Origin of the sequence: Alkalicella caledoniensis (genome assembly GCF_014467015.1) — a bacterium.
Taxonomy (GTDB): Bacteria; Bacillota; Proteinivoracia; order Proteinivoracales; family Proteinivoracaceae; genus Alkalicella; species Alkalicella caledoniensis.
This window is the reverse complement of the sequence record NZ_CP058559.1, coordinates 682305-707342: the sequence shown is the minus strand read 5'-3', so window position 1 is coordinate 707342 and position 25038 is coordinate 682305. Positions and strand designations below refer to the sequence as shown.

The following is a 25038-nucleotide window of genomic DNA, read 5'->3' as shown; positions in this document are numbered from 1 at the left end:
ATGGAGCAATTACTAAGGAATGAAAAACTCCCCCACATATGGTGTCCAGGGTGTGGTCATGGTACAATACTTTCTTCTGTAGTTAGATGTATTAAAGAGGTAGGCCTAGATCCTAAAAACACTGTGGTTGTTTCGGGAATCGGGTGTTCTTCTAGGGCTCCTGGTTATATGGACTTATACACTCTTCACACAACCCATGGTAGAGCCATAGCTTTTGCAACAGGTGTCAAAACTTCTAGCCCGCACTTAAATGTTATAGTTTTAACAGGCGATGGAGATAGCTTAGCCATAGGAGGAAATCACCTAATACACGCTGCTAGAAGAAATATTGATTTAACTGTGATTATATTTAACAATTCTGTGTACGGTATGACCAGTGGTCAAAACTCCCCATCTAGCCCAGTCGATAGTAAATCAGCAACCACTCCTTTTGGAAACTTAGAAAGAAATTTTGATGCGTGTAAATTAGCCATGGGTGCTGGGGCAACGTTTGTAGCAAGGTCCGGGTCAGCTCACCCTTTTCACTTAGATAAAATGTTAGCTCAAGGCTTAAAGCATAAGGGATTTTCAATTATAGATGCCCTGAGCCAATGCACAACATTCTACGGTAGGAGAAACGGATTTAAAACTGCAGCAGATATGTTAAGGTGGCAAAAGGATAATACCCAGTTCAATATAAGCACTGCAAAGATGGACGAAAATAAAATTCCCCTAGGAGTATTTGAAAGTAACTCTTCCATCCCCGAATATTGTGAGACCTACCATAGATTTATAAGTGGGATAAAGGAGGAAGAATAAATGAATCGTAAACGAAAGGAATTATTCATTGCCGGTTCCGGAGGGCAAGGAATAATACTTGCAGGTCATATTCTCTCTAAAGCAGCAAGCCTAAAAGGGTTAAAGGTAACTCAAACTCAAAACTACGGACCAGAGGCCCGGGGCGGTTCTAGTAAATGTGAAGTTATAATTAGTATGAGGGATATAGCTTTCCCAAAGGTAACAAAGCCCGATATAGCAGTTTTTTTAACTACTGCATCATATGAGAAATTCGTAGGATCTATCAAAGAAAACACTTTAGTACTAATGGATGGGCTAGCTAGGGGAAAAGGGGAGTCAGTGCCATTTAGGGGGACATGTAGGCAATATTTTGACACAGAGTTATTTGCAAATTCCATATTACTTGGTTATTTGGCTGCAAGATTTAACTTGGCAGAAAAAGAATATTTCTATCAAGCATTAGAGCTTTTAATACCTGCAGCCATGGAGAAAAACAAAGAAGCCTTTAAGATTGGATACCGTATGGGAAAGGAGGTCATATAAATGGAAGATAGGATAGGTAAACCAGGCCAATACCCATATACTAGGGGAATATATCCCAATATGTATGAGGGAAGGCTTTGGACAATGAGGCAGTATGCAGGTTTTTCATCTGCCAGACTAACTAACCAAAGATTTAAATACCTCCTAGAAAAGGGCCAAACAGGCCTAAGTGTAGCCTTTGACCTTCCCACACAGCTAGGTTTAGACTCAGACGATCAATTAAGCTACGGAGAAGTTGGTAAAGTTGGGGTAGCCATTGACTCCCTTGCAGATATGGAAATCCTCTTAGATGGCATACCACTAGATAAAATAAGTACTTCAATGACCATAAATAGTACAGCTATGATTCTTTTGGCCATGTATATAGCAGTTGGTGAAAAACAAGGGGTGCCAGCAGATAAAATAAGTGGAACCATACAAAATGATATTTTAAAGGAATACGTGGCAAGGGGAACATATGTGTTCCCCCCTGGCCCTTCAGTGAAAATAATCAACGATATATTTTCCTACTGCAGCAAAAATGTACCGAAGTTTAACACAATAAGCATTAGTGGCTACCACATAAGGGAAGCTGGCGCCACAGCAGAGCAAGAGATTGGCCTTACCTTCGCAAATGCCATAGAGTACCTAAAAAATGCTAAAAAACTAGGGTTAGACCTAGATGTAATTGCTCCTAGGATTTCATTCTTTTTTAATTGCCATTTAGATTTTTTAGAAGAAATAGCGAAATTTCGAGCAGCTAGAAGGTTGTGGGCAAAAATCATGAAGGAAAGATTTGGAGTTAAAAACCCTAAATCCATGATGCTTAGGTTTCACACCCAAACAGCAGGATCTACTCTTACCCAACAAAAGCCCCATTACAATATTGTGAGGGTTACCCTACAGGCTTTAGCTGCGGTACTAGGAGGAACCCAATCACTTCATACAAATTCCATGGATGAAGCACTAAGTCTACCATCAGAACAAGCAGTGGAGATTGCCCTAGCAACTCAACAGATGATAGCCTATGAAAGTGGAGTTACTAAGACAGTGGATCCCTTTGGTGGTAGCTATGCCATAGAAAAAATGACCGATGAACTAGAAGAGAAAATAAAGGAAGTTATAGGAAAGATTGAGGAGGTAGGAGGTGCTGTAAAGGCAATTGAATTAGGAATTCCCCAGGAAATGATAGAAGACAGTAGCTACAAATATCAACTGGAATTGGAGAACAAAGAGAAAATTGTAGTTGGTTTAAATAAGTTTGCCAATGAAGAGGATGTGGAAATACAAGGGGGTGAGTTTCCAGATGGAACCCAAGAACAAATTGAGCAATTGCAGCAAGTAAGGAATAATAGAAACGAAGATGAAGTTAAAGAGATCCTTATAAATCTAAAACAAGCTTGCCTTGATAATATAAACATCTTCCCACAAATACTGGAGGCAGTGAAAAAATATTGCACAATAGGGGAGATAACCTCAACCCTCAAAGAGGTATATGGGGAGTATGTGCCTTAAGGTTTTGAGCTTTTTAAAGTGTTGTCAAAGGAGGGGTAGTATGACAAATATCAAAGTTCTAGTGGCAAAGCCTGGGTTAGATGGTCATGACAGGGGAGCTAAGGTTGTAGCTCGGGGGTTGATGGAACATGGCATGGAAGTGGTATATACAGGTATAAGGCAAACACCTGAAAAAATCGTAAACACAGCCATTCAAGAAGGAGTGGATGTAATTGGATTAAGCTGTTTATCTGGAGCCCATAACCACCTCTTTAGTAAGATAATGATGCTATTACAAGAAAGCCAATACCAATGCCTAGTAGTAGGAGGGGGGATAATCCCCAAAAAAGATATACCTTACCTACTGGATCAAGGTTTAGATAAAATATTCATCCCTGGAACATCCATAAAAGAGATGGTGGACTTTATCAAGGGGAAATTAAATGCATAAATATATGCCCCTAGTTAAGATTCTTAATGGTATAGAAAAGGATGATCAAGGAACAATTTTAGAAATTGATAAGGAAGAATTGGTAACTCACAAAAGTACAGTAATAGGTATAACCGGACCTCCAGGAGCAGGGAAAAGTACCCTGTTGGCAGATATGTTAAAGAACTATTTAGCCCACGGTGAAAAAATAGCTGTATTATTGATTGATCCTTCTGACTCAATTACGGGAGGGGCATTTTTAGGTGACCGTATAAGGTTTAATAATCTACCCCTACACCCTAACTTATTTATAAGAAGTGTAGCATCAAGGGGATTCTTAGGTGGTGTATCTTTGTATACGCCATTGTATATTAAGGCATTTATTAAATTGGGATTTGATAAGATATTCATAGAAACTGTAGGGTCTGGGCAAAACGAAGTAGACATTTATACAATTGCTGACACTAGTTTATATATCACATCTCCAGACATAGGTGATAGTATACAAGTACTAAAGGGTGGAAGTATGAACAATTTTGACATTATAGTTATTAACAAAAGTGACATACATGGTTCTAACAGAACAGAAGCACTGCTAAAAAGAAATACAAATCTTTTAGGTAATAGAGGGACTCTTCGGATTGTTAAACATCAAAAGGGTAGGGACAGTTCACTAGCAGAAATATTTGAGCATATAGAAGCTACATTAAACTCAACTGACAAAGTTTCCAAAAGAAAGAAGCTAGCTAAGTATTATCAAATAAATATATTGAAAGAACAAATAGAGAGATTTCTGCAAAAAGAGCTTCAACCAGTAGAATCAGATGGTTCCAATACTATTATAGATACCATCAATTTAATAAAGGAGAAATTTAAAGGAGGGGATATTTTTGCTAAAGGAGATTGATCATGTTGCAATCGCTGTAGATGATTTTGACAAAATGGTAGAGTTTTACTCAGATAAATTACAGATGGAGTTGAAGAAAATAGAGGTAGTGGAAGATCAGGGGATAAAGGCTGCCTTTTTTGAGATTGGCTCAGTAAAAATTGAGCTTATAGCTCCCATTGACGAAGATAGTACAGTGGCTAAGTTTTTAAAGAAAAAGGGGCCAGGTTTTCACCATATAGCATACAAGGTCAGTGACATTGAAAACAGTATACAAGAACTTAAAGAACAAGGGTTAGAAATGATAAACGAGACTCCAAAGATAGGTGCAAACAACAAGAAAATAGCCTTTATACACCCAAAAAGTACAGCTGGGGTCCTGACTGAAATATGTCAGCAAGGGTAGGTGATGACTATGGATCTAAATGACCTTAGGGAAAAGATTCATCAAGGTGGAGGGCCAAAGAGGATTGAAAAACAACACCAAAAAGGAAAAATGACAGCACGGGAAAGAATAGAATTCCTATTAGACAAAAAATCCTTTGTGGAGTTAAATACATTTGTGACACACCAAAATCCTGATCTAGGTGAATTGCCAGGGGAAGGGGTTGTAACAGGGTACGGAACTATAAACAGCAAGATGGTGTATATCTTCGCCCAAGATTTCACTGTATCTGGTGGGGCCCTTGGCAAAATGCACGCACAGAAAATATGTAATGTTATGGATCTAGCTGCACAAAGTGGTTGCCCCATAATAGGATTAAACGACTCCGGCGGAGCAAGGATTCAAGAAGGTGTGGACTCTCTGCATGGATATGGAGAAATATTTTACAGAAACACAATATTCTCAGGGGTGATACCACAAATATCTGTTATTATGGGTCCATGTGCAGGAGGAGCTGTCTATTCACCTGCCATCACGGACTTTATTCTTATGTCAAGGGATACATCCCAGATGTTTATAACAGGTCCGGAGGTTATAAAATCAGTGACAGGGGAAAAAGTGAATTTCCAAGAATTAGGGGGGGCCGATGTTCACAGTAGTTTAAGCGGAGTGGCTCACCTAGTAGGAGATAATGAACGGGCAACGTTAAATCTACTTAAAAAACTCCTAAGATATATTCCTCAAAATAATTTAGAAGTTCCTGCTAAAATGGGTTTTACACGGCCACGAAAAAAAGCATCGGCAGTTGTCCCCAAAAATCCCAACCAAGGCTATGATGTTGTGGAGTTAATTGAATCCATTGTTGATGATACAAGTTTTTTGGAGATTCATAAGGGATTTGCTAAAAACGCTGTGGTAGGATTCGCCACAATGGAAGGAAATGTAGTAGGGGTAGTTGCAAACCAACCTAAATTTATGGCTGGTTGCCTAGATATAGATTCTTCTGATAAAATAGCAAGATTTGTTAGATTTTTAGACTCCTTTAACATACCCCTTTTGACTTTTGTGGATGTCCCAGGGTACTTGCCTGGTGTGGGGCAAGAACACCAAGGAATTATAAGACATGGGGCAAAAGTTCTTTATAGTTACGCAGACGCCACAATTCCTAAAATAACTGTTGTTGTTCGCAAGGGTTATGGGGGCTCCTTTGTGGCAATGGGTAGTAAAGCTCTGAAGGCAGATATGGTGTACGCATGGCCACAATCAGAAATAGCTGTCATGGGACCAAAGGGAGCAGTGAATATACTATATAAAGAAGAGCTAAAAAACCTAAATAAACAAGAACAAGAAATTAAGAGAGATGAACTACTTAAAAAGTATATAGATAAATTTGCTAACCCCTTTGTTGCTGCGTCTAAAGGGATGGTAGATGAAGTGATCAATCCTGATGAAACAAGGGACTATATTTTAAACTCCCTAATGCTTTTAGCAAAAAAACAAACATCTAAACCATCCAAAAAACATGGCAATATCCCTTTGTAGGTAGGTGAATGTGTTGACGAAAACGGTTAGTATTAGTTTAGTTGGGTTCTTCGTAGTGTTTTGTGTTTTGCTACTACTGTACGTTTTGACAAATTTACTGAAACTACTTAATAAAAATGAAGATATCTCAAATGGGGAGCTAGTCCCAATAGATATAGATGAAAAAGGTGAAGAGGTGGCCGCTATTACAGCAGCCCTAATCCATCAGCTTAAACATAATAATTTTCAAGTAAATAGAATATATGTAAATGAATCCTTAGAATCACCAAAGTGGAATTTTAAAGGTTGGGCAAGTTATTTTCATAGAAACTAGTTTTAGGGAGGGGGTAAAAATGAAAAGATACAAAGTTAAGGTTAATAGTAAGGAGTATATAGTGGAAATAGAGGAGATGGATGAGGCTGTTGTAGAAAGCCAACACCAAGAAAAACCTATGCTCAGTGAGAGTCCCGTCACTGAATCAAACAATCATAGTGAAGTTGATACTAGCAAAAACATCGTTACAGCACCCATGGCAGGAAATATTTTAAAAGTGGAATTCAAGCCCCAAGATAAAGTAAATAAGGGAGATGTGTTATTCATTCTAGAGGCCATGAAAATGGAAAATGAAATAACAGCAAATGTCAACAAAACCATAAAAAAGGTCCTGGTACAGGAAGGTGATATTGTTAAGACAAAGCAGCCCCTCTTGGAATTTGAAGAATAGGTAGGGGGAGATGATGTGTTAGACCATTTACTGGATTTTTTTAACCAAACAGCATTACTAAATATTTCTTCTAAAGAGATTATCATGCTAATCATATCATTGCTACTTATGTATATGGCCATATATAAAAAATATGAGCCTCTACTTCTTCTTCCCATTGCCTTTGGAATGTTTTTAACTAACTTCCCCTTAAGCAACTTGATGGCCGATGGTGAAAGCCCAGGGCTTTTGTATATTTTGTATCAAGGGGTAAGATTAAATATATATCCACCATTGATATTTATAGGGGTAGGTGCCATGACAGACTTCGGACCATTGATAGCTAATCCAAAGACTATGTTTTTAGGAGCCGCGGCCCAATTCGGAATATTTTTTACATTAATTGGTTCAATCTTTTTAGGCTTTGATATTAAAGAAGCTGCAGCAATAGGGATAATCGGTGGGGCTGACGGACCAACTGCCATATTTCTAACGAACGCCTTAGCACCCCATCTTATCGGTTCAATCGCTATAGCTGCATACTCCTATATGGCTTTGGTTCCCATAATACAACCTCCTGTCATAAAGCTTTTAACCAGTAAAGAAGAAAGAAAAATCAAGATGCAAGAGCTTAGGGAAGTGTCTAAACAAGAGCGAATTGTATTTCCCCTGACAGTTGCCCTAATTTGTGGATTTATAATTCCTCAATCTCTGCCTTTGGTGGGCTGTTTGATGTTTGGGAATCTTTTAAAGGAAAGTGGAGTAACCCAAAGGCTTGCAAATACAGCGGAAAATCAACTTAATAACATAGTTGTAATTTTTTTGGGGCTATCAGTGGGAGCGACTGCCACAGCCAAAGGGTTTTTAAACATAGACACACTAAAAATTATCTTACTTGGGCTAGTTGCATTTACTGTAGGTACTGCCTTTGGTGTGATTATGGGTAAGATTATGTGTAAATTAACAAAAGGTCAGATAAACCCTATTATAGGGTCTGCAGGAGTATCTGCAGTACCCATGGCCGCTAGGGTAAGCCAACAGGTGGGTCAAAAAGCCAACCCAGAAAACTACCTATTAATGCATGCCATGGGTCCTAACGTGGCTGGTGTTATAGGGTCAGCAGTGGCAGCAGGAATACTGTTAAGTTTACTGGGGTAATAAAAAATAATCCAAGTCCAGATTTCTGTCCTTGGATTATTTTTGTGTAAAGGCATCTTTTCTAAGAAGTTTCAGTGACAATGTAGTCTGGTCTGTGTCCCTCAGGATCATCTGGGCTGCCAGACAATGGGGCAATAATTACTGAGAATACTACTCCAAAAACCAGTAGTGTTGCAAGGGTTTTTCTAAGAAAGGACATCCAAAACACCTCCCTTATCTATGGTTTTTAAAATAAGTTCTTTAGCAGTGGCACCATCTTGTCTTTCTAAGAGCAAAAGAACATATTTCATTAGTAAAACAGTATCGGAGTTTATCTCAACATGGCCGGAGTCAATAATTTCCTTAACACTATTAATTAAACCGATTTGTTTTTTATTGTCACCTGTTTGATTATAAAGCTCGAAAAGGTCTATCAATGTTTGTTTAAAATGAAGACTTCTATTGTTTTTTTTCTTGATGAGCTCCATTGCTTTTAAAAAATACTCTTCTGCTTTTACTACATCACTTAGTTTTCTAAAGAAGCTACCCATCATGTAGTAAACCTTAACACCTGTATGTGTTATGAATTCTTCAGTACTTTCTAACTTTAAAACGTTTTCTATATATTTATAGTACTCATGGGGTTTATCTTCCTTTATGTAGATATCAATTATATTAGTATAAATATGGCATTTGCTTTCAACATCTAGGTCAAATGTCAAAGCTTCTTTGTAACACTCTATTGCCTTTGCAAATTCTCCTCTCTCTTTATAACAATTGCCTTCTAACAGATATATCCCATATAAAAGTTTTGTTTCTTCTAGTGAGGTATAGTGTTTAGCTTTTTCTAATGACAATATAGAATTGTTAAATTCCCTTACTCTTTTGTAAGCTATGGCTGAATTATAGTAGATGGACTTTAGATAAGGGGGAGAAATATCTTTCTCTATAGAAGTAATTAAAGATGCAAGTCTGATCACTTCCCGGTTCTTCTCACTAACTATACAGTTATGTATCAACTTCCCTACAATTTTGTACTTTTCCTTTATCCCTTTATAAGCTAAAGCATTGTCAAAAGCCTTATTATAGTAAAGGTACTCTTTCTCTACATCATTTAAAGAATAATACAAATCTCCTAAAAGCTCATAAATAGCAACCTTTTTATCTGTTAGATTCCAAAGGTTTAAAAATTCTTCCATCTCTAAGACCGTAGAATCACTTAACTCCCATTTCTCAGCTATGGCATTTCTTATCTTAGCTGCATAGATATCAGCAACATTTTTTGCTTGGTATCTAGAAGGGTTGAGTAAATCATCGGAGTCGATATATACTGAGGGATGCTTGTCCCTAATCAACTTATTTATATTAGTGGCGATGGTTTTGGCAACAGATTCAAGGAGGGGTGTCTTACCATGTTCTATCATACTAATAAGGTTCCTAGATACAGTACCTTCTACAATTTGGTGTTGTCTTAATTTATACTTTCTTCTAATATAATATAGATTTTCTCCTACACTTAGTGTCATGTTTATCCCTACTCTTTGCTTTATTTTACTAACTATAATATCATAAGAAAACCATTATAAAATAATATATTTGCAAAAAGAGGAAAAAAATTTACCTTTTATGATATATTGCCAGCTTAGTAAACAAACATCAAATTCTTTTTAATGTTATTTAATATTTAAATGAAGGAATCTAAACATATTTATAGAAAAATAACTTATAGAATTATTTTGGTTGTCTAATAAACAGGGGGGATTCCATGGGAGTAATAAAATTTGCACTATATGTACTTACGCTTTTATCATTTTTAGTTTTTTATGTTTACGGAGGAAAGGTAGTCATAGGCTATATTTCTAATATTGAAGTGGCTGTTATATGTGGGATAGTTTTAGTAGCCCTTTACCAAATAATTAAAAACATAAGAGAGAAAAAAATAAAGGTGTTAGAGACACTGAAAAATAACTTTGGTGTTGATCAGGGAACATTAAAACGAAAATCAAAGATATTTATTAGAAAATTTTTTAAATATAAAGCGGTGTGGTTTGCAATATTTGTCCTGGTGATTTTTACAATTATGGCATATAGACCAGAAATATTTATGAAACATCCATACGAAATTCTATATCGCTATACGGAGCTTAGGGATATGAGCTTTGCCCCATCTTTAACACACCCCTTTGGCTTACACCCATCTGGATATGATAACCTTACAATAATGGCTATTAATGCTAGAAATGTATTAAACACGCCCCTTTTGGCAGCACTATATAGCGTAATAATAGGTGTAATGCTAGGAACCATAGCTGGTTATTTTAAGGGATTTGTGGATAAAATTTTGATGTTAATTGTTGAAAGCATGCTGGCCTTTGCTCCCATTATGCTGTTTTTACTGGTGCTAATGGTTTTTCGCCATCCAGACATAAGGATATGGATGTTTTCCATTTTCGGTGGATGCACTTTGGCCAAGATTATAAGGGCAGAGCTTTTCTCCTTAAGGGAGAGAGAATTTGTACAGCAGGCAAAGGCTGCGGGGTGTAGTGAATTTGAGATTATATTTAGACACTTGCTGCCAAACTGTATTTCGTCCATTCTTCTCCAAACCTCAAATTTTGTAGGTCAAGTTCTTATGTATGATGCAATGCTTGCATTTTTAGGGTTTGGTGGTAGTGGATGGGCACAGGTTATGGGAGGCCTCTTTAGAAGATATCAAGGGTATGTAGTAAGGGTGGCACCTTGGACAGTGGCTATTTCTGGGCTATTAATATTCGTACTGATTATAAGTGTAAATATCATTGGTGAAGCTTTAAGGGGAGCTATGGAGGTGAAGGAAAATGCGTAGAACTATAAGCTCATTGGCTGCAACTCTAGTTATTGTTGTTGTTATGGTGCTTTCCCTAGCCACAAAGAGTGTCCTAGCTCAAGACTCAGAAAATCAATGGCAATACCTAGAACGGTTTGATTGGTCAGTGCCTGAAAATCAAGGGCAAATACACGGTGTAAACCTAAATCTGCCTCCAATATTTAAGGAGATTAACGGAGTTTATTACCATGGATTTTGGGAAGAAACAGAAAAAACCATGACATATAAAATTAGCTATGGTCAACCTGGGGATATGGGACAGGTTATAACAACTGTAGAGAATCACCGAACAACAGGCATTGATTTTGTTATATTAGACGAAAAAATATATATAGTTACATCTAGAGCGAAGGAGTATAACAGTGATTTATATTTATATACCTTCGATTTTACTGGGGAGATGTTACGGGAACAAAAATTATCAGGTACAGAAGGGGCAGAAAGATTTGCCACCATACCTATAGTTAACTTGCAAACAAATGGTCATGAACTGTTCATGGTATTTTCAATGATAGCAAATCGTAATCCACTGGCCTTCTATGAAAGAAGGACACTAGAAGGGGAATTGTTGCAATCCAAATCTTTTCTTGATTTTAGTAGCACAGCAACAAGGACCACTGTACTACCATATTTCCAATTTTCAACAGATGATAACTTAGGTACAAAGATATTCTACAAAAGAGTTGATGCACTTATCATGGCTGAAATAGATGTTGAAAACAACCTAAGTCATAAAGAAATAGCGTCGGCGCCCCATCGTATAGGAGATGGGGGGGAAATTACCACATATGCCTATGGAGACATAGCACCACTGATGGTTACAGATTCAAAGGGGTATCATCATATAGTTTATACACATCATACCATGGGACCAGGCTTGGGGGTGCCCTTTGTAATGGATGTAGGATATTTGAAAGTAAGCCCAACAGGTGAACTGGTGGATCAAAGGATTATATCAAATGAGCGGGGCATCTCACACTTTCCAACGATAAACATAGATGGAAGTGATAATTTATATATTGCATGGGAAGACGATAGACACGAAAATGGTGAAGGTTATTTTAGTAAAATAAATAGCGCAGGAGAGCTGAGTATCAACCAACAAAGGATTACATGGGATAGGAGCTATACTAAATTTCCTCAAGTTTTATCTGATAAAGAAGGAAACATCCACGCCATCTGGTTGAATAGAGAGACATCTTCACTGTATCACCTAAACTATAGGAACAATATAGAAAGTGCACCTAACTCCCTTTGGTTAAAACTAGGGGTTAATCCATACACAAAAGAAAGTGTAATAGGGCAATTTGCATATTTTGTAGGTATGTCGTTACTTACTAGCGTAATGGAAGTAATAAAAAATGGTGGGCTAATAATAGTCATACTGTTAGTATTTGCAGCCATGAATAAAATTGGGCTATTATACCTTTTACAGGACAAACCCTATGCATTGTTTCAAATGGTACTTGTGGTAATATGGCTCCTAGCACCAAAACTTGAACTCTCCCACGTGATAATGGACATATCCCAAGGATACCATTTAGGAGCAGGACTGTTCATGGGAGCAGTATCCATAGGAATACTAAAACTAGCAAAACTAACCCCTAGCTCATCAATGAATGTACTTATGGGCATGGTGGTATGGCTCTTCGGCTACTACTTCTTACTGAACTATCCTATTATGGCTACTACTTTTATGGTGTAATTGGTAAGATTTTATTTAAACCCTTAGCCACAGATCTACATGATCAACATGATCTTAAGGGCTAAGGGCGAAATTCAAGTTCATAGCCACGGATTAACACTGATTTTCACGGATTTAAAAAGATAAACGAGAACTCACATAGCTATAAGCTGATGACTAAAGACACTTATTAAGTTTGCTTTTAATTGTGTAGACCATTTTTTTGAAAAGTTGTAGCCAAGGCTTCAGCCTTGGGACCCTCGAAAATAACACTATAATGTAGGGTGCAGGGCTCCGAACCTGCCCGGGCCTTCACAAAGAGCATTCTGGTTTAGCCATATACGTCTAGAAGGCAAAGCCAAAACCGTAGCCACAGATCACATGATCTATATGATCTATATGATCTTAAAGGCAAGGGCGAAAGTTCAAAATCTTAGCCACGGATTTTCACTGATTTTCACGGATAGGATAGGGATTGGAGACTAAAAGCTTATTATTGGCCACCAAGAAGTATCTCCTAACAACGTTGTAGCCAAGGCTTCAGCCTTGGGACCCTCGAAAATAACACTATAATGTAGGGTGCAGGGCTCCGAACCTGCCCGGGCCTTCACAAAGAGCATTCTGGTTTAGCCATATACGTCTAGAAGGCAAAACCAAAAACTTAGCCACAGATCTACATGATCTATATGATCTATATGATCTTAAAGGCAAAAGAAAGTTTCTAAAGGATAGCTATGAATATTTTTAAGCTTGCTTTTTATAGTGTGGGCTTTTTAGTGCAAGGTAGTGGTAAAATTCATCAGACCTTTAGCTACATATCTGCATGATCTTTATGATCTTAGAAGCAAGGGCGGCAGTTCAAATACTTAGCCATGGTTAAACACTGATTTTGACGGAGATAAAAAAATTGCGAAGCTGAGCCTTGTTGTTTAAGGCTTTTTTTTATTAACAGTTAGTTAATAAATTGTTAATATAAAAGTAATACACAGTACCTTGCAAAACACAGTACAATGTAGTACAATTTGGTTAGAACAGGAAAGAGAAGGTGTAAGTGATGATAACACAATTTAAAAAAGGAGCATTGGAGATTTGTGTCCTATCCTTACTTAATAAAAAGGATTGCTATGGGTACGAAATTGTAGAAATAATTTCTCGAGGGATAGAGGTATCAGAGGGAACTATATACCCACTTTTGAGGAGGCTAACAAAGGAAGATTACTGTAGTACTTATCTAAAAGAATCCAATGAAGGACCACCTAGAAAATATTATACAATTACTGATGAAGGAATAGATTATTATGAAGACTTACTATCACAATGGAAAGATTTTCATAATAACGTTAACTATATCTTGGATATAGATTTGAAGGGGGACAAAGAACATGAATAAGAATCAATTCCTATCTAGGCTTAGGGATAACCTCAGAGGTGTAGATGGAGATTCGCTAAAGGAAATTATGTATGATTATGAGGAACATTTTACAATTGGTTTGGAAAATGGAAAAACAGAGGAAGAAATATCTGCAAGCCTAGGAGACCCTGAGGCCATAGCCGCACAGTACAAGTATGAAAATGCTGTTAAAACTGCTGAAACCAATAGAAGGCCAGTAAATCTGTTGAAGGCTATCTTGGCTGGGGTGGGGCTGGGATTTTTCAATCTTGTTTTTGTACTTGGTATATATATTGGTATAGTTGCTAGTATCTTTGCATTTTTTGTTTCATCCATAGCTATTGCCTTTGCGGGTACAGTACTAATAATTCAATCATTTTTGCCATTTACAATAGGTTTGGTCACTGTGCCATTCATTTTAGAGGGGCTACTACCTAAAGCTGCGTTATTTTTCTTTGGATTAGGTACAACAGCTCTGGGATTATTGATGACAGTTATATTTGTAAAAATAGGTCAAGGGGTATATAACCTTACACTTAAATACCTTCAGGCCAATATTTCAATAATTAAAAAGGCGGGTGAATTTAATGAGGTTTAATTTTAGTAGAAAGTTGATATTATCCTTAGTATTATTAGTAGTTTTGGGATTTGGAATAGGTACAATTATCATACTGGCAAACCCAGGTACAGTAACATTTAATCCTTCCAATCTTGGGGGACGTGAAGTAAGGGAAGCCACAATAGACCTGGGAGATGTAACAAAGATAACTATTGTGAACTCTGTTGGTGAGCTTAATGTGGAGCTGGTGGACAGTGAAGAAATTGAGGTTGTTTATGAAGCTTATAAGAAATCAGTACTGAATATTAACGAAGGTAGAAATAGTATTAAAATAGAAGGAAAGGTTTCTGAAAGAGGCTCATTTACGAACATAAACATTTCTAATATACCTGTGTCTTTAAATATTAAGTTACCAAGAAGCTTTAGTGATAAATTAGAGATTAAAAATGGTGTAGGGGAATCAGTTCTTAAGCTGGGTTCTTACAGTAGCTTAGATGTAGATGCTGGCGTAGGGGAGATGAAGATATATCTTGAGTCTTTAGTGGAAGGAACTGTGGTTGCGGAAGTTGGTGTAGGAGCTCTTCAGTTTAACCTGCCAGATGGTGCTGATGTAGATCTTCGAGCTAATACAGGAGTTGGTGAAATAACTAACAGGGCTAACTTTGATACTAAAGAAACAGGTTCAAAATTCATAGCCCAATCTTTCAAAGGATATAGTGGTGAAGGTTCAGCTAGAGTCACACTTAAAGTAGGAACTGGAGAAATAGTTATTAGATAGGCGTTATAGATACAAGCAACCCACAGAGATAAGCCTGTGGGTTTTGTTTTTTTTGCCACGGATCTATAGGAATTATATTATTCTATAAACCTTGGCCACAGATCTACATGATCTATGTGATCTTAAAGGAAAAGGCGTAGAGTCAAAGGCTTAGCCACGGATTAACACTGATTTTCACGGATACAAAAAAAACGAGAACTTTCTAATGGCAATAGGCTGATGGCTAAAGACATTTTTTATAGTTTGCTTTTAATAGTGTAGGGCATTTTGTGAAAATAGTAGCCAAGGCTTCAGCCTTGGGACCCACGAAATTTACAAAAATATTGTAGGGTGCAGGGCTCCGAACCTGCCCGGACCTTCAAAACTAACCATGAAACCCTTTGCCACAGATCTACATGATCTATATGATCTTAAGGGCAAGGGCAAATTCAAGGGCTTAGCCACGGATTTTCACTGATTTTAACGGATTTAAAAAAAAGATAACTTTCTAAAGGATAGCTAATTAATATTGTTAAAGTTTGCTATTTATAGTGTGAGCTTTATAGTGCAAGGTAGTGGTAAATTTCTTTAAACCCCTAGCCACAGATCTGCATGATTTATATGATCTTAAGGGCAAGGGCAAATTCAAGGGCTTAGCCACGGATTTTCACTGATTTTAACGGATATAAAAAAAGATAACTTTCTAAAGGATAGCTAATTAATATTTTAAAGTTTGCTTTTTATAGTGTGAGCTTTTTAGTGCAAGGTAGTGGTAAATTTCTTTAAACCCCTAGCCACAGATCTATATGATCTATATGATCTAAAAGGCAAAGGCAAATTCAAGTTCATAGCCACGGATTAACACTGATTTTCACGGATACAAAAAGATAAACGAGAACTTTCTAATGGCTATAGGCTGATGACTAAAAACATTTCTTAAGTTTGCTTTTAATAGTGTAGAGCATTTTAGTGAAAAGTAGTGGTTAAAAGAATTTGCACTTGTTAAGATAATAAAAAATAGTGGTTATAAATGGTCTGGAAAACTGTCCAAAAATTGTACATGTCGGGTTTTAGCACATTATTTATTTCTTGATATTACGTTAAAGTGTCCGAATAAGTGAACACTTTAACATAATAATAAAATAGTGAAAACAACAAACCCTGAAAATAGGGGAAAGAGAAATATGGCACGGTTTTTGCTTTGTATTAAACTATATAATTTTAGGAGGGATTCCATGAACTTCGAAAGCATTGTATTTAAGAAAGAAGGAAACATAGGTATTATAACTATTAATAGACCTCAGGCCATGAATGCACTGAATTCACAAGTGCTTACAGAGCTTGATGCAGCTATTGAAGGGGTAAAAAAGGACAAGGATATCTACGTACTTCTTTTGACTGGCGAAGGCAAAGCATTTGTTGCGGGAGCGGATATTGGTGAAATGAGTAGTAAAACTCCTGAAGAAGCAAAATCTTTTGCTAAGAAAGGGATGGAGCTATTTAGAAAAATTGAAGAGTTAACTATTCCAACCATTGCACTGGTTAATGGATTTGCCCTAGGTGGGGGTTGTGAGCTTGCCATGTCCTTTGATATCAGGATAGCATCTGAAAAAGCTAAGTTTGGTCAACCTGAGGTAGGGCTTGGTATAACTCCAGGGTTCGGAGGAACACAAAGACTCCCAAGATTAGTGGGGCTTGCCAAAGCTAAAGAACTTATTTTCACCTGTGATATGATCGGCGCAGTTGAGGCTTTAAATATAGGGTTAGTTAATAAAATTACTACTTTGGATGAACTGATAAAGGAAGGAATGGCAATGGCAGATAAGATCACCAGTAAAGGCCAGGTAGCCGTAAGATACTCAAAAGAAGCTATAAATACAGGTATGCAAACTGATATTGATACTGCCATGGATATAGAAGCAAATCTTTTTGGTCTATGTTTTGCAAACTCTGATCAAAAGGAAGGTATGTCGGCTTTTACCGAAAAGAGAAAGCCAGAATTTAAGAATTAGAAAAAGGGAGATGAGCATTTATGAAGATTAGTGTACTAGGAGCAGGAACCATGGGGGCAGGTGTTGCCCAAATTTTGGCACAAGCTGGACACGAAGTTATCATACGGGATTTAAAGGATGAATTTGTTCAAAAGGGCATTGCAACTGTAGGTAAAAACCTAGATCGCCTAGTTCAAAAGGAAAAAATAACCCAAGAAAAGAAAGTAGATATTTTAGAAAAAATATCTGGAACAACTGATATTACTTTACTTAGCGATGTAGACCTAGTTATAGAAGCAGTTGTGGAAAACATGGATATTAAAAAGAAAATCTTCTGTGAGCTTGATGGAATTTGTAAAGAAGATACTATTTTTGCAACAAACACATCTTCACTTTCCATAACTGAAATTGCTGCATCAACAAACAGGCCAGATAAGGTGATAGGTATGCATTTTTTCAATCCAGTTCCTGTGATGAAGCTTGTGGAAGTTATAAAGGGTATCGCCACATCTGAAGAAACAAAGACAACCATAATTGAGCTCACAAAAGAAATTGGGAAAACACCTGTGGAGGTTGAAGAGGCACCTGGTTTTGTGGTAAATAGAATTCTTATCCCCATGATTAACGAAGCAGTTGGTGTGTTAGCTGATGGTGTAGCTAAAGCTGAAGATATTGATGCTGCAATGCAACTGGGTGCAAACCACCCAATCGGTCCATTGGCTCTAGCTGATTTAGTAGGTAATGATGTTTGTTTAGCTGTTATGGAAGTACTTTTCAATGAGTATGGTGATACCAAATACAGACCACACCCACTATTGAGAAAGATGGTTAGAGGCGGACAATTAGGTAGAAAAACTAAAAAAGGTTTCTATACTTACTAAAAATTAGGGAGGTTAGAAAATGAGAGATGTAGTTATTGTAGGTGCAGCTAGAACACCAGTGGGAAATTTCGGTGGAGCACTATCTGAAGTTTCAGCCATACAGCTAGGGGTTGTTGCTGCCAAAGCTGCTATGGAAAGAGCAGGTGTATACCCTGAAGATATAAATGATGTTATAATAGGAAATATTCTATCCACAGGTTTAGGTCAAAACCCTGCTAGACAAGTTGCAATACATGCGGGGATTCCTGAAACTACCCCGGCTATGACCATAAATAAATTATGTGGTTCTGGACTAAGAGCAGTAACCATGGCTGCCCAATTTATAGCACTTGGTGATGCTGAGATTATTTTAGCAGGTGGAATTGAGAGTATGAGTAATGCACCGTATTTCCTTCCTAAAGCTAGATGGGGACAAAAAATGGGGCATGGTGAAATATTAGACACAATGATTCATGACGGATTAACGGATATATTCAACAACTACCATATGGGAATTACAGCTGAAAACATTGCTGAGAGATGGAACATTTCCAAAGAAGAGCAAGATAAGTATGCAACACTAAGTCAAAACAGGGCTGAAGCAGCGCAAAAGGCAGGTAAATTCACAGATGAGATAGCACCAGTTGTTATACCACAACGCAAAGGAGAACCAAAGGTTGTGGACACAGATGAGTATCCAAAGCATGGAATTACTTTTGAAAAATTAGCTAAGCTAAGGCCTGCATTTAAAAAAGATGGTACAGTTACAGCTGGCAATGCATCTGGTATCAATGATGGTGCAGCCATGTTGATTGTTATGTCCAAGGAGAAAGCTACAGCTCTAGGACTAAAACCATTGGTAACTATCAAATCCTATGCTTCAGCAGGTTTAGACCCAAAAATTATGGGATATGGACCAGTGCCTGCAACTAAACTTGCCTTAGAGAAGGTTGGCTTGACAGTGAAAGATCTTGATTTAGTTGAGGCAAATGAAGCATTTGCTGTACAGTCACTGGCTGTAGTTAAAGATTTAGGTTTAGATCCTGAGAAGGTAAACGTAAATGGTGGAGCAATAGCCCTAGGTCACCCAATCGGTGCATCTGGTGCCAGGGTTTTGACAACCCTGATTTACGAGATGGAAAAAAGAGATGCAAAAACAGGTCTTGCCACACTGTGTATAGGTGGAGGACAGGGAATAGCATTGGTAGTAGAACGTTAGGAACAAAGAATAGATCAATCAGACAGCACAAATGAGTGCTGTCTGATGTGTTATTGGGGAGTTTTCTAAAAATTGAAAAGAATTAGTGAAAAATAAAACTTTCACAAATAAGGAGGAAAAAGAAATGAATTTTAGTTTTTCAAAGGAACACGAAATGGTACAAAAGTTGTATAAGGAGTTTGCTGAAAAAGAGGTAAGGCCCCTGGCTCAAGATCTCGATGAAAAGGAAGAGTTTCCAGTGGAGACAGTTGAGAAACTTGCTAAATATGGCTTTCTTGGTATTCCATTTCCTAAAGAGTATGGCGGTCAAGGGGGAGATAATTTAGCTTATGCCATGGCTGTTGAGGAATTATCTAAGGTTTGTGCAACTACAGGGGTTATTGTGTCAGCTCATACATCCTTATGTGCAAGCCCCATATATGAGTTTGGAACTGACCAGCAAAAAATGAAGTACTTAGTCCCATTGGCAAAGGGAAGTAAATTAGGTGCCTTTGGTCTTACAGAGGCTAATGCTGGAACAGATGCAGGTAATCAACAAACAACTGCCATATTAGAAAAAGATCACTATATCTTAAATGGTAACAAGATATTTATAACCAATGCAGGTTACGCAGATATCTATATTATTATGGCTATGACAGATAAGACCCAAGGCACCCGTGGTATATCAGCTTTTATAGTGGAAGCCACCACCGAAGGTTTTACTGTGGGTAAAAAAGAGAAGAAGCTAGGTATCAAGGGTTCTGCAACATGTGAACTTATTTTTGAAAACTGTAGAATTCCAAAGGAAAACCTTTTGGGCAAAGAGGGGCAAGGTTATAAAATCGCCATGAAAACATTAGATGGTGGTAGGATTGGGATCGCCGCCCAAGCCTTAGGGATTGCCCAGGGGGCAATAGATGAAACAGTAAAGTATGTTAAGGAAAGGAAACAGTTTGGCAAACCATTAAGCTTGTTCCAAAACACCCAATTTAGACTTGCTGAAATGGAAACAAAAACAGAGGCATCTAGGCTATTGGTATACAAAGCGGCTATTAACAAAGATAGTAAGCTGCCATATAGTAAAGAGGCTGCCATGGCAAAGCTTTATGCCTCAGAAACAGCCATGGAAGTTACAACTCAAGGGGTTCAATTACATGGTGGGTATGGCTACACTAGGGAATATCCTATTGAAAGAATGATGAGAGATGCAAAAATCACTGAGATATATGAGGGGACGTCAGAAGTGCAACGCATGGTTATTGCTGCGAACTTGTTGAAGTAGAGAATTTTGTTTTAAGGGCGTAATAGGTACGGAATTAATTTGTATTGATAAAGATTTAAGGAGGAGATAACATATGAAAATAGTTGTTTGTATTAAACAAGTGCCAGATACAACTGAAGTTAGACTTGATCCAAAGACCGGTACACTTATACGGGACGGTGTGCCAAGTATAATAAATCCAGATGATAAAAGTGGGTTGGAGGCAGCAATTAGAATAAAGGAAAAGGTTGGAGGAGAAATTACTGTTCTTACCATGGGGCCACTCCAAGCTGAAAATGCTTTGAGAGAGGCCCTGGCCATGGGTGCAGATAGGGGAATACTTCTAACGGATAGAGCTTTTGCTGGTGCAGATACCTGGGCTACATCACAAACATTAGCTGCAGCCATTAGGAAATTAGACTTTGATTTGATAATCGCTGGACGTCAAGCTATAGATGGTGATACTGCCCAAGTGGGACCGCAGATTGCTGAGCACCTTAAGTTAACTCAGGTAAGTTATGTTGAGGATTTAAAGCTAGAGGGCCATAAGCTTTTGGTAAAAAGGATTTTTGAGGATAGCTTCCAGTGGATTAGGGTTTCCACACCCTGTTTAATAACCACTTTAAAGGAAATGAATGAGCCTAGATATATGTCTGTTGGTGGTGTTTTCGATGCATTTAGGGAAAAAGAAATTATTCGTTGGAATTTAGGTGATATAGAAGTTGACCTGGCAAACATAGGTTTAAAAGGCTCACCAACGAAGGTGAAAAAGTCATTTACTAAGGGAGTTAAGGGAAAGGGTGAGATTTTCCAAGACCTCTCCCCTAATGAAGCAGCTAAACTTATAGCAGAACGTCTAAGGGAAAAATTTATTATATAAATATAGATTGATAACAAAGTCTAATTGTGCTGCTTTTTAATATGCCATTCGGTACAATGACTTTGTCTAAGGTTTGTCTACAACTTGAAATTTGTTATATAAATTGGAGGGAGAAAGATGAGTTTAAATGAATATAAAGGTGTTTGGGTTTTCGTTGAACAAAGGAATGGAACTATACAAAAGGTGTCTTTGGAATTAATATGTAAGGCAAGGGAAATAGCAGATAAAATAGGGGGAAAAGTAACTGCAGTGATTTTAGGAGCTGAAGTTGAGGGATTAGCAAATGAACTTATTCACTACGGGGCGGATATGGTAAAGGGTTTTGAAAATAAAAGGTTAGAGAAGTATATTACAGAGCCATACACTAAGATTTTATCCAGTGCAATTATTGAAGGAAAACCTGAAATAATGCTAATAGGTGCTACAACAATAGGGAGAGACCTAGCTCCTAGGGTTGCAGCTAGGGTGAAAACTGGACTTACGGCAGATTGTACAATCCTTGATATTGACCCACAAACAAACAATCTCCTAATGACAAGACCTGCCTTTGGAGGAAATATAATGGCAACAATCATTTGCCCAGAACATAGACCTCAGATGTCCTCTGTGAGACCTGGTGTTATGGTGCTTCATAATAAGGATATAAGTAGGACAGGTGAAGTAAGTATAATTGAAGCAGAAATTGATGAAATGGATGTGAATGTGGAAATAGTAGAAGAAGTAGTGGAGAAAAAGGGGAAAATCAAGATAGAAGATGCTGATGTGCTGATTTCAGGTGGCAGAGGAATAGGGGCTAAGGATGGTTTTGAGGCTTTAGGAAGATTGGCCCATAGACTAAATGGATTAACATCTGCATCAAGGGCTGCCGTTGACGCAGGCTGGGTAGATAAAAGCATTCAGGTTGGGCAGACGGGTAAGACTGTAAGACCAAATTTATATATAGCAGCAGGGATCTCTGGTGCTATACAGCATGTGGCAGGTATGGAAGAAGCGGAGTTCATAATTGCCATAAACTCAAACCCAGATGCACCGATCTTTGATGTAGCAGATCTAGGAATAGTGGGGGATGCAAACAAAATCATCCCAGCGTTATTGCAAGAATTAGCTTAGATAGATAATAGATAATAGATAATAGATAATAGATAATAGATAATAGATAATAGATAATAGATAATAGATAATAGATAATAGATAATAGGTAATAGATAATAGATAATAGATAAGAGATAATAGATAATAGATAAGAGATAATAGATAATAGATGATAGGTAATAGAGAATAGAGAATAGAGAATAGAGAATAGAGAATAGAGAATAGGTAATAGATAATAGATAAGAGATAAGAGGTATGAAGGCCATGGGTTTTGCTCATGGCTTGTTTTTTCCCCTAACTCCTAACTCCTAACCCTAACCTCTAACCCTAACCTCTAACCCTCAAAAACTTATAGCATGAACCAAATACTCATTTACTATATTAAATTATCAGTTATAATATAATTAGAAGATTAAGTGGGGGTGTCTTTCCATAATGAATGATTTAATCAAGGGAAAAAATTTACAAGATATGGTGCTAAATGAGTTACAAGCATCTGGTGAAACCATGGTTTCTATGCTGAATAGGATTTTTGACCCAATACCTGTACCCATCATCTTAGTAGGAAAAGATACTAGGGTAATAATGATCAACCAGGTATTTGCCGATTTTTTAGGACACCCGAAAAGTGAAATCATCGGTGAAGAAGTTCAGAAAGTAGATAAGTACTCACGCTTCCCTTACGTATTCAAAAATAAGAAATCTGAAATTGCATGGAAGCACAAATTCGAAAATGGACACACAGCCATTGTGCATCGGATTCCCATACTAGATGATCAAGGCGAGGTTCTTTATGGGTTTGGGATGGTGCTTTTTCAAAATGTAGAAGAATTCAAAGATATTATACAAAAAAATAAACTTTTAGAATCGGAGCTTTCCCTCTACAAAAACCAATTAAAAGAAATGCAAGGTGCCAAGTACTCTTGGGACAACATTATAGGCGAGAGCGAGAGGATGGTTCAAGCAAAATACATGGCAAGAAGAGCTGCCCAAAGTAATTCCAACGTACTTTTATTGGGAAAAAGTGGTACTGGTAAAGAGCTTTTTGCCCATGCAATACATAGTGGTAGTAATCGTAACCATAATCCTTTTGTAAAGGTAAATTGTGCTGCCATACCTGCAGAACTTCTTGAATCAGAACTATTTGGTTACGAGGAAGGCGCATTTACAGGGGCAAAAAAAGGTGGAAAAATCGGTAAGTTCGAACTTTCCAATGGAGGAAGTATCTTCCTTGATGAAATTGGTGATATGCCAATTAAGATGCAGGCTAAACTTTTACGAATACTACAAGAAAAAGAAGTTGAAAGGGTAGGTAGCAATAAAACCACTAAAATCGATATTAGAGTTATTGCAGCCACCAACCAAGATCTAAAAGAACTTGTTCAAAAAGGTGAATTTAGGGAGGACTTGTACTATAGGCTGAATGTTATGAGCATAGAGATTCCCTCTCTACAGGAAAGGGATAACGATGTGGAAGGCTTATCCTATAGTTTGCTTAGGAAACTATCAAGTCAGATGGGTAAATATGTAAGTAAGATTTCTGTAAATGCCATGGAATATATAAGAGGCCATAACTGGCCAGGTAATGTAAGGGAACTGGAAAACGTTTTGGAAAGGGCAATCAATTTAACAGAATCGGATTCTATATTGCCTGTACATTTGCCAGTTTATATCACTCAAAATACCAAAAAGGTTGCTAAAGGGCCAATAAGAACTCTTAAGGATGTCATAGAGGACACTGAAAAGGAAGCTATAGCAAGATGTTTAGAATATACTGAAGGTAACAAGCTTAAAACGGCAAAACTTTTAAACATAAGTCGCTCAAGTTTATATGATAAAATAGAAAAGTATGGCTTAGAATAAAAAATGTCTGGATAATGGACACGTGTCCGCATTTTAAACAATTAAATAGGCGAAATCTACTAACTAAGACCGATAATGTACATTAATTGTACATTATCGGTCTTTTTTATGATTACAAGTTTTATATTCTAATGGATTTAACGTATCTAAATATAAAAAATAAGTGTGTACTAAAATCTAATAAAACATTGTACTAACACACATAAAAGGTGTTGCAAAACTATCATAAGACAAATTAATATTTTTTTTGGCACGACACTTGCATTTAATAATAGCAAATCAAAGTTGTGGAGGGAGTTTTATAATGAAAGGTCTAACTATTAAAGAACTAAAAATTGGGGACAAAGCTTTTGTAGAGAAAACAATTTCAGAAACAGATGTTTATCTATACGCAGGAATAACAGGTGATTTGAACCCTGCACATATAAATGAAGAACATGCTAAAAATACCTTTTTTAAGACTAGGATTGCCCATGGTATGCTAACGGCAGGTCTTATATCAGCAGTTCTTGGTATGAAGCTTCCTGGATGTGGAACCATTTACCTTGGCCAAGAACTTAAATTTACAGCGCCAGTATTAATAGGGGATACAGTAAAAGCAGAAGTTGAAGTTATTGAGATTATTGAGGAAAAAAACCGAATAAAGCTAAGAACTACCTGCACAAATCAAAAAGGTGATATGGTTCTTGATGGTGTTGCTTCTGTAATGCCTCCTAAATAAAGTGGAATATAATACCGTATATAACAAAATAAAGGATTTTGTAAATGGATGAAAGAA

25 protein-coding genes are annotated in these 25038 nt (G+C 37.3%); 23 read left to right on the top strand and 2 right to left on the bottom strand.

The genetic code is table 11. The annotated features are described in order from the left end of the window. The 10 genes from HYG86_RS03560 (at nucleotide 1) to HYG86_RS03515 (ending at nucleotide 7877) form a co-directional block, all read left to right on the top strand. Nucleotides 1-798, top strand: coding sequence for a 2-oxoacid:ferredoxin oxidoreductase subunit beta (locus tag HYG86_RS03560; RefSeq protein WP_213167575.1), 798 nt, complete (start codon nucleotides 1-3; stop codon nucleotides 796-798). After that, nucleotides 799-1320 carry a 2-oxoacid:acceptor oxidoreductase family protein gene (locus HYG86_RS03555; RefSeq protein ID WP_213167574.1) on the top strand — a complete coding sequence of 174 codons (522 nt, stop codon included), beginning with the start codon at nucleotides 799-801 and terminating at the stop codon, nucleotides 1318-1320. Next, nucleotides 1321-2814 carry an acyl-CoA mutase large subunit family protein gene (locus tag HYG86_RS03550; RefSeq protein ID WP_213167573.1) on the top strand — a complete coding sequence of 498 codons (1494 nt, stop codon included), beginning with the start codon at nucleotides 1321-1323 and terminating at the stop codon, nucleotides 2812-2814. A gap of 40 nt (nucleotides 2815-2854) precedes the next feature. Further along, a complete protein-coding gene (locus HYG86_RS03545) occupies nucleotides 2855-3244 on the top strand; it encodes a cobalamin B12-binding domain-containing protein (protein WP_213167572.1) in 390 nt (129 codons plus the stop codon). Continuing rightward, nucleotides 3237-4130, top strand: coding sequence for a GTP-binding protein (locus HYG86_RS03540; protein ID WP_213167571.1), 894 nt, complete (start codon nucleotides 3237-3239; stop codon nucleotides 4128-4130). The genes HYG86_RS03545 and HYG86_RS03540 overlap by 8 nt, the downstream gene beginning before the upstream one ends. Beyond that, nucleotides 4114-4515, top strand: coding sequence for a methylmalonyl-CoA epimerase (gene mce, locus HYG86_RS03535; RefSeq protein ID WP_213167570.1), 402 nt, complete (start codon nucleotides 4114-4116; stop codon nucleotides 4513-4515). Before HYG86_RS03540 ends, mce begins: the two co-directional genes overlap by 17 nt. Before the next feature lie 9 nt (nucleotides 4516-4524). After that, nucleotides 4525-6036: an acyl-CoA carboxylase subunit beta gene (locus HYG86_RS03530; protein ID WP_343064187.1), complete on the top strand. Its 1512-nt coding sequence runs from the start codon at nucleotides 4525-4527 to the stop codon at nucleotides 6034-6036. A gap of 67 nt (nucleotides 6037-6103) precedes the next feature. Then, on the top strand, nucleotides 6104-6349 hold the full coding sequence (locus HYG86_RS03525; protein WP_213167568.1) for a hypothetical protein: 246 nt from the start codon (nucleotides 6104-6106) through the stop codon (nucleotides 6347-6349). Nucleotides 6350-6368: 19 nt separating this feature from the next. Beyond that, nucleotides 6369-6740 carry a biotin/lipoyl-containing protein gene (locus tag HYG86_RS03520; RefSeq protein ID WP_213167567.1) on the top strand — a complete coding sequence of 124 codons (372 nt, stop codon included), beginning with the start codon at nucleotides 6369-6371 and terminating at the stop codon, nucleotides 6738-6740. Between the two features lie 15 nt (nucleotides 6741-6755). Continuing rightward, on the top strand, nucleotides 6756-7877 hold the full coding sequence (locus HYG86_RS03515) for a sodium ion-translocating decarboxylase subunit beta (protein ID WP_246451875.1): 1122 nt from the start codon (nucleotides 6756-6758) through the stop codon (nucleotides 7875-7877). A 61-nt stretch (nucleotides 7878-7938) separates the two neighbouring features. On the opposite strand, the gene HYG86_RS03510 is transcribed toward HYG86_RS03515, so the two are convergent. Together HYG86_RS03510 and HYG86_RS03505 are read right to left on the bottom strand one after the other, a co-directional pair. Next, nucleotides 7939-8076: a hypothetical protein gene (locus HYG86_RS03510; RefSeq protein ID WP_213167566.1), complete on the bottom strand. Its 138-nt coding sequence runs from the start codon at nucleotides 8074-8076 to the stop codon at nucleotides 7939-7941. Continuing rightward, nucleotides 8063-9382 carry a tetratricopeptide repeat protein gene (locus HYG86_RS03505; RefSeq protein ID WP_213167565.1) on the bottom strand — a complete coding sequence of 440 codons (1320 nt, stop codon included), beginning with the start codon at nucleotides 9380-9382 and terminating at the stop codon, nucleotides 8063-8065. The genes HYG86_RS03510 and HYG86_RS03505 overlap by 14 nt, the downstream gene beginning before the upstream one ends. 239 nt (nucleotides 9383-9621) lie before the next feature. On the opposite strand from HYG86_RS03505, the gene HYG86_RS03500 reads away from it, so the two are divergent. From HYG86_RS03500 to HYG86_RS03440, 13 genes are all read left to right on the top strand, one after another. Further along, nucleotides 9622-10701, top strand: a complete 1080-nt coding sequence (locus tag HYG86_RS03500) for an ABC transporter permease (RefSeq protein WP_213167564.1) — start codon at nucleotides 9622-9624, stop codon at nucleotides 10699-10701. Continuing rightward, nucleotides 10694-12427, top strand: coding sequence for a hypothetical protein (locus HYG86_RS03495; RefSeq protein ID WP_213167563.1), 1734 nt, complete (start codon nucleotides 10694-10696; stop codon nucleotides 12425-12427). Before HYG86_RS03500 ends, HYG86_RS03495 begins: the two co-directional genes overlap by 8 nt. Nucleotides 12428-13460: 1033 nt before the next feature. Then, a complete protein-coding gene (locus tag HYG86_RS03490; protein ID WP_213167562.1) occupies nucleotides 13461-13796 on the top strand; it encodes a PadR family transcriptional regulator in 336 nt (111 codons plus the stop codon). Next, a complete protein-coding gene (locus HYG86_RS03485; protein WP_213167561.1) occupies nucleotides 13789-14394 on the top strand; it encodes an HAAS signaling domain-containing protein in 606 nt (201 codons plus the stop codon). The genes HYG86_RS03490 and HYG86_RS03485 overlap by 8 nt, the downstream gene beginning before the upstream one ends. Continuing rightward, a complete protein-coding gene (locus HYG86_RS03480) occupies nucleotides 14384-15133 on the top strand; it encodes a DUF4097 family beta strand repeat-containing protein (protein WP_213167560.1) in 750 nt (249 codons plus the stop codon). The genes HYG86_RS03485 and HYG86_RS03480 overlap by 11 nt, the downstream gene beginning before the upstream one ends. A 1214-nt stretch (nucleotides 15134-16347) precedes the next feature. Continuing rightward, on the top strand, nucleotides 16348-17124 hold the full coding sequence (locus tag HYG86_RS03475) for an enoyl-CoA hydratase-related protein (RefSeq protein ID WP_213167559.1): 777 nt from the start codon (nucleotides 16348-16350) through the stop codon (nucleotides 17122-17124). A 20-nt stretch (nucleotides 17125-17144) separates the two neighbouring features. Then, nucleotides 17145-17984, top strand: coding sequence for a 3-hydroxybutyryl-CoA dehydrogenase (locus tag HYG86_RS03470; protein WP_213167558.1), 840 nt, complete (start codon nucleotides 17145-17147; stop codon nucleotides 17982-17984). Between the two features lie 19 nt (nucleotides 17985-18003). Continuing rightward, complete coding sequence (locus HYG86_RS03465) at nucleotides 18004-19182, top strand: acetyl-CoA C-acetyltransferase (RefSeq protein ID WP_213167557.1); 1179 nt, start codon at nucleotides 18004-18006, stop codon at nucleotides 19180-19182. Between the two features lie 124 nt (nucleotides 19183-19306). Continuing rightward, a complete protein-coding gene (locus HYG86_RS03460; RefSeq protein ID WP_213167556.1) occupies nucleotides 19307-20446 on the top strand; it encodes an acyl-CoA dehydrogenase in 1140 nt (379 codons plus the stop codon). Between the two features lie 73 nt (nucleotides 20447-20519). Beyond that, complete coding sequence (locus HYG86_RS03455) at nucleotides 20520-21305, top strand: electron transfer flavoprotein subunit beta/FixA family protein (RefSeq protein WP_213167555.1); 786 nt, start codon at nucleotides 20520-20522, stop codon at nucleotides 21303-21305. 117 nt (nucleotides 21306-21422) lie between these two features. Further along, a complete protein-coding gene (locus tag HYG86_RS03450) occupies nucleotides 21423-22415 on the top strand; it encodes an electron transfer flavoprotein subunit alpha/FixB family protein (RefSeq protein ID WP_213167554.1) in 993 nt (330 codons plus the stop codon). Nucleotides 22416-22832: 417 nt separating this feature from the next. Next, nucleotides 22833-24260 (top strand): sigma-54 interaction domain-containing protein, encoded by a 1428-nt coding sequence (locus HYG86_RS03445; RefSeq protein WP_246451874.1) that lies wholly within the window; start codon nucleotides 22833-22835, stop codon nucleotides 24258-24260. Between the two features lie 304 nt (nucleotides 24261-24564). After that, the gene (locus HYG86_RS03440) at nucleotides 24565-24981 is read left to right on the top strand and encodes a MaoC family dehydratase (RefSeq protein ID WP_213167553.1); all 417 of its coding nucleotides are present in this window, start codon (nucleotides 24565-24567) and stop codon (nucleotides 24979-24981) included. Nucleotides 24982-25038 lie beyond the last annotated feature (57 nt).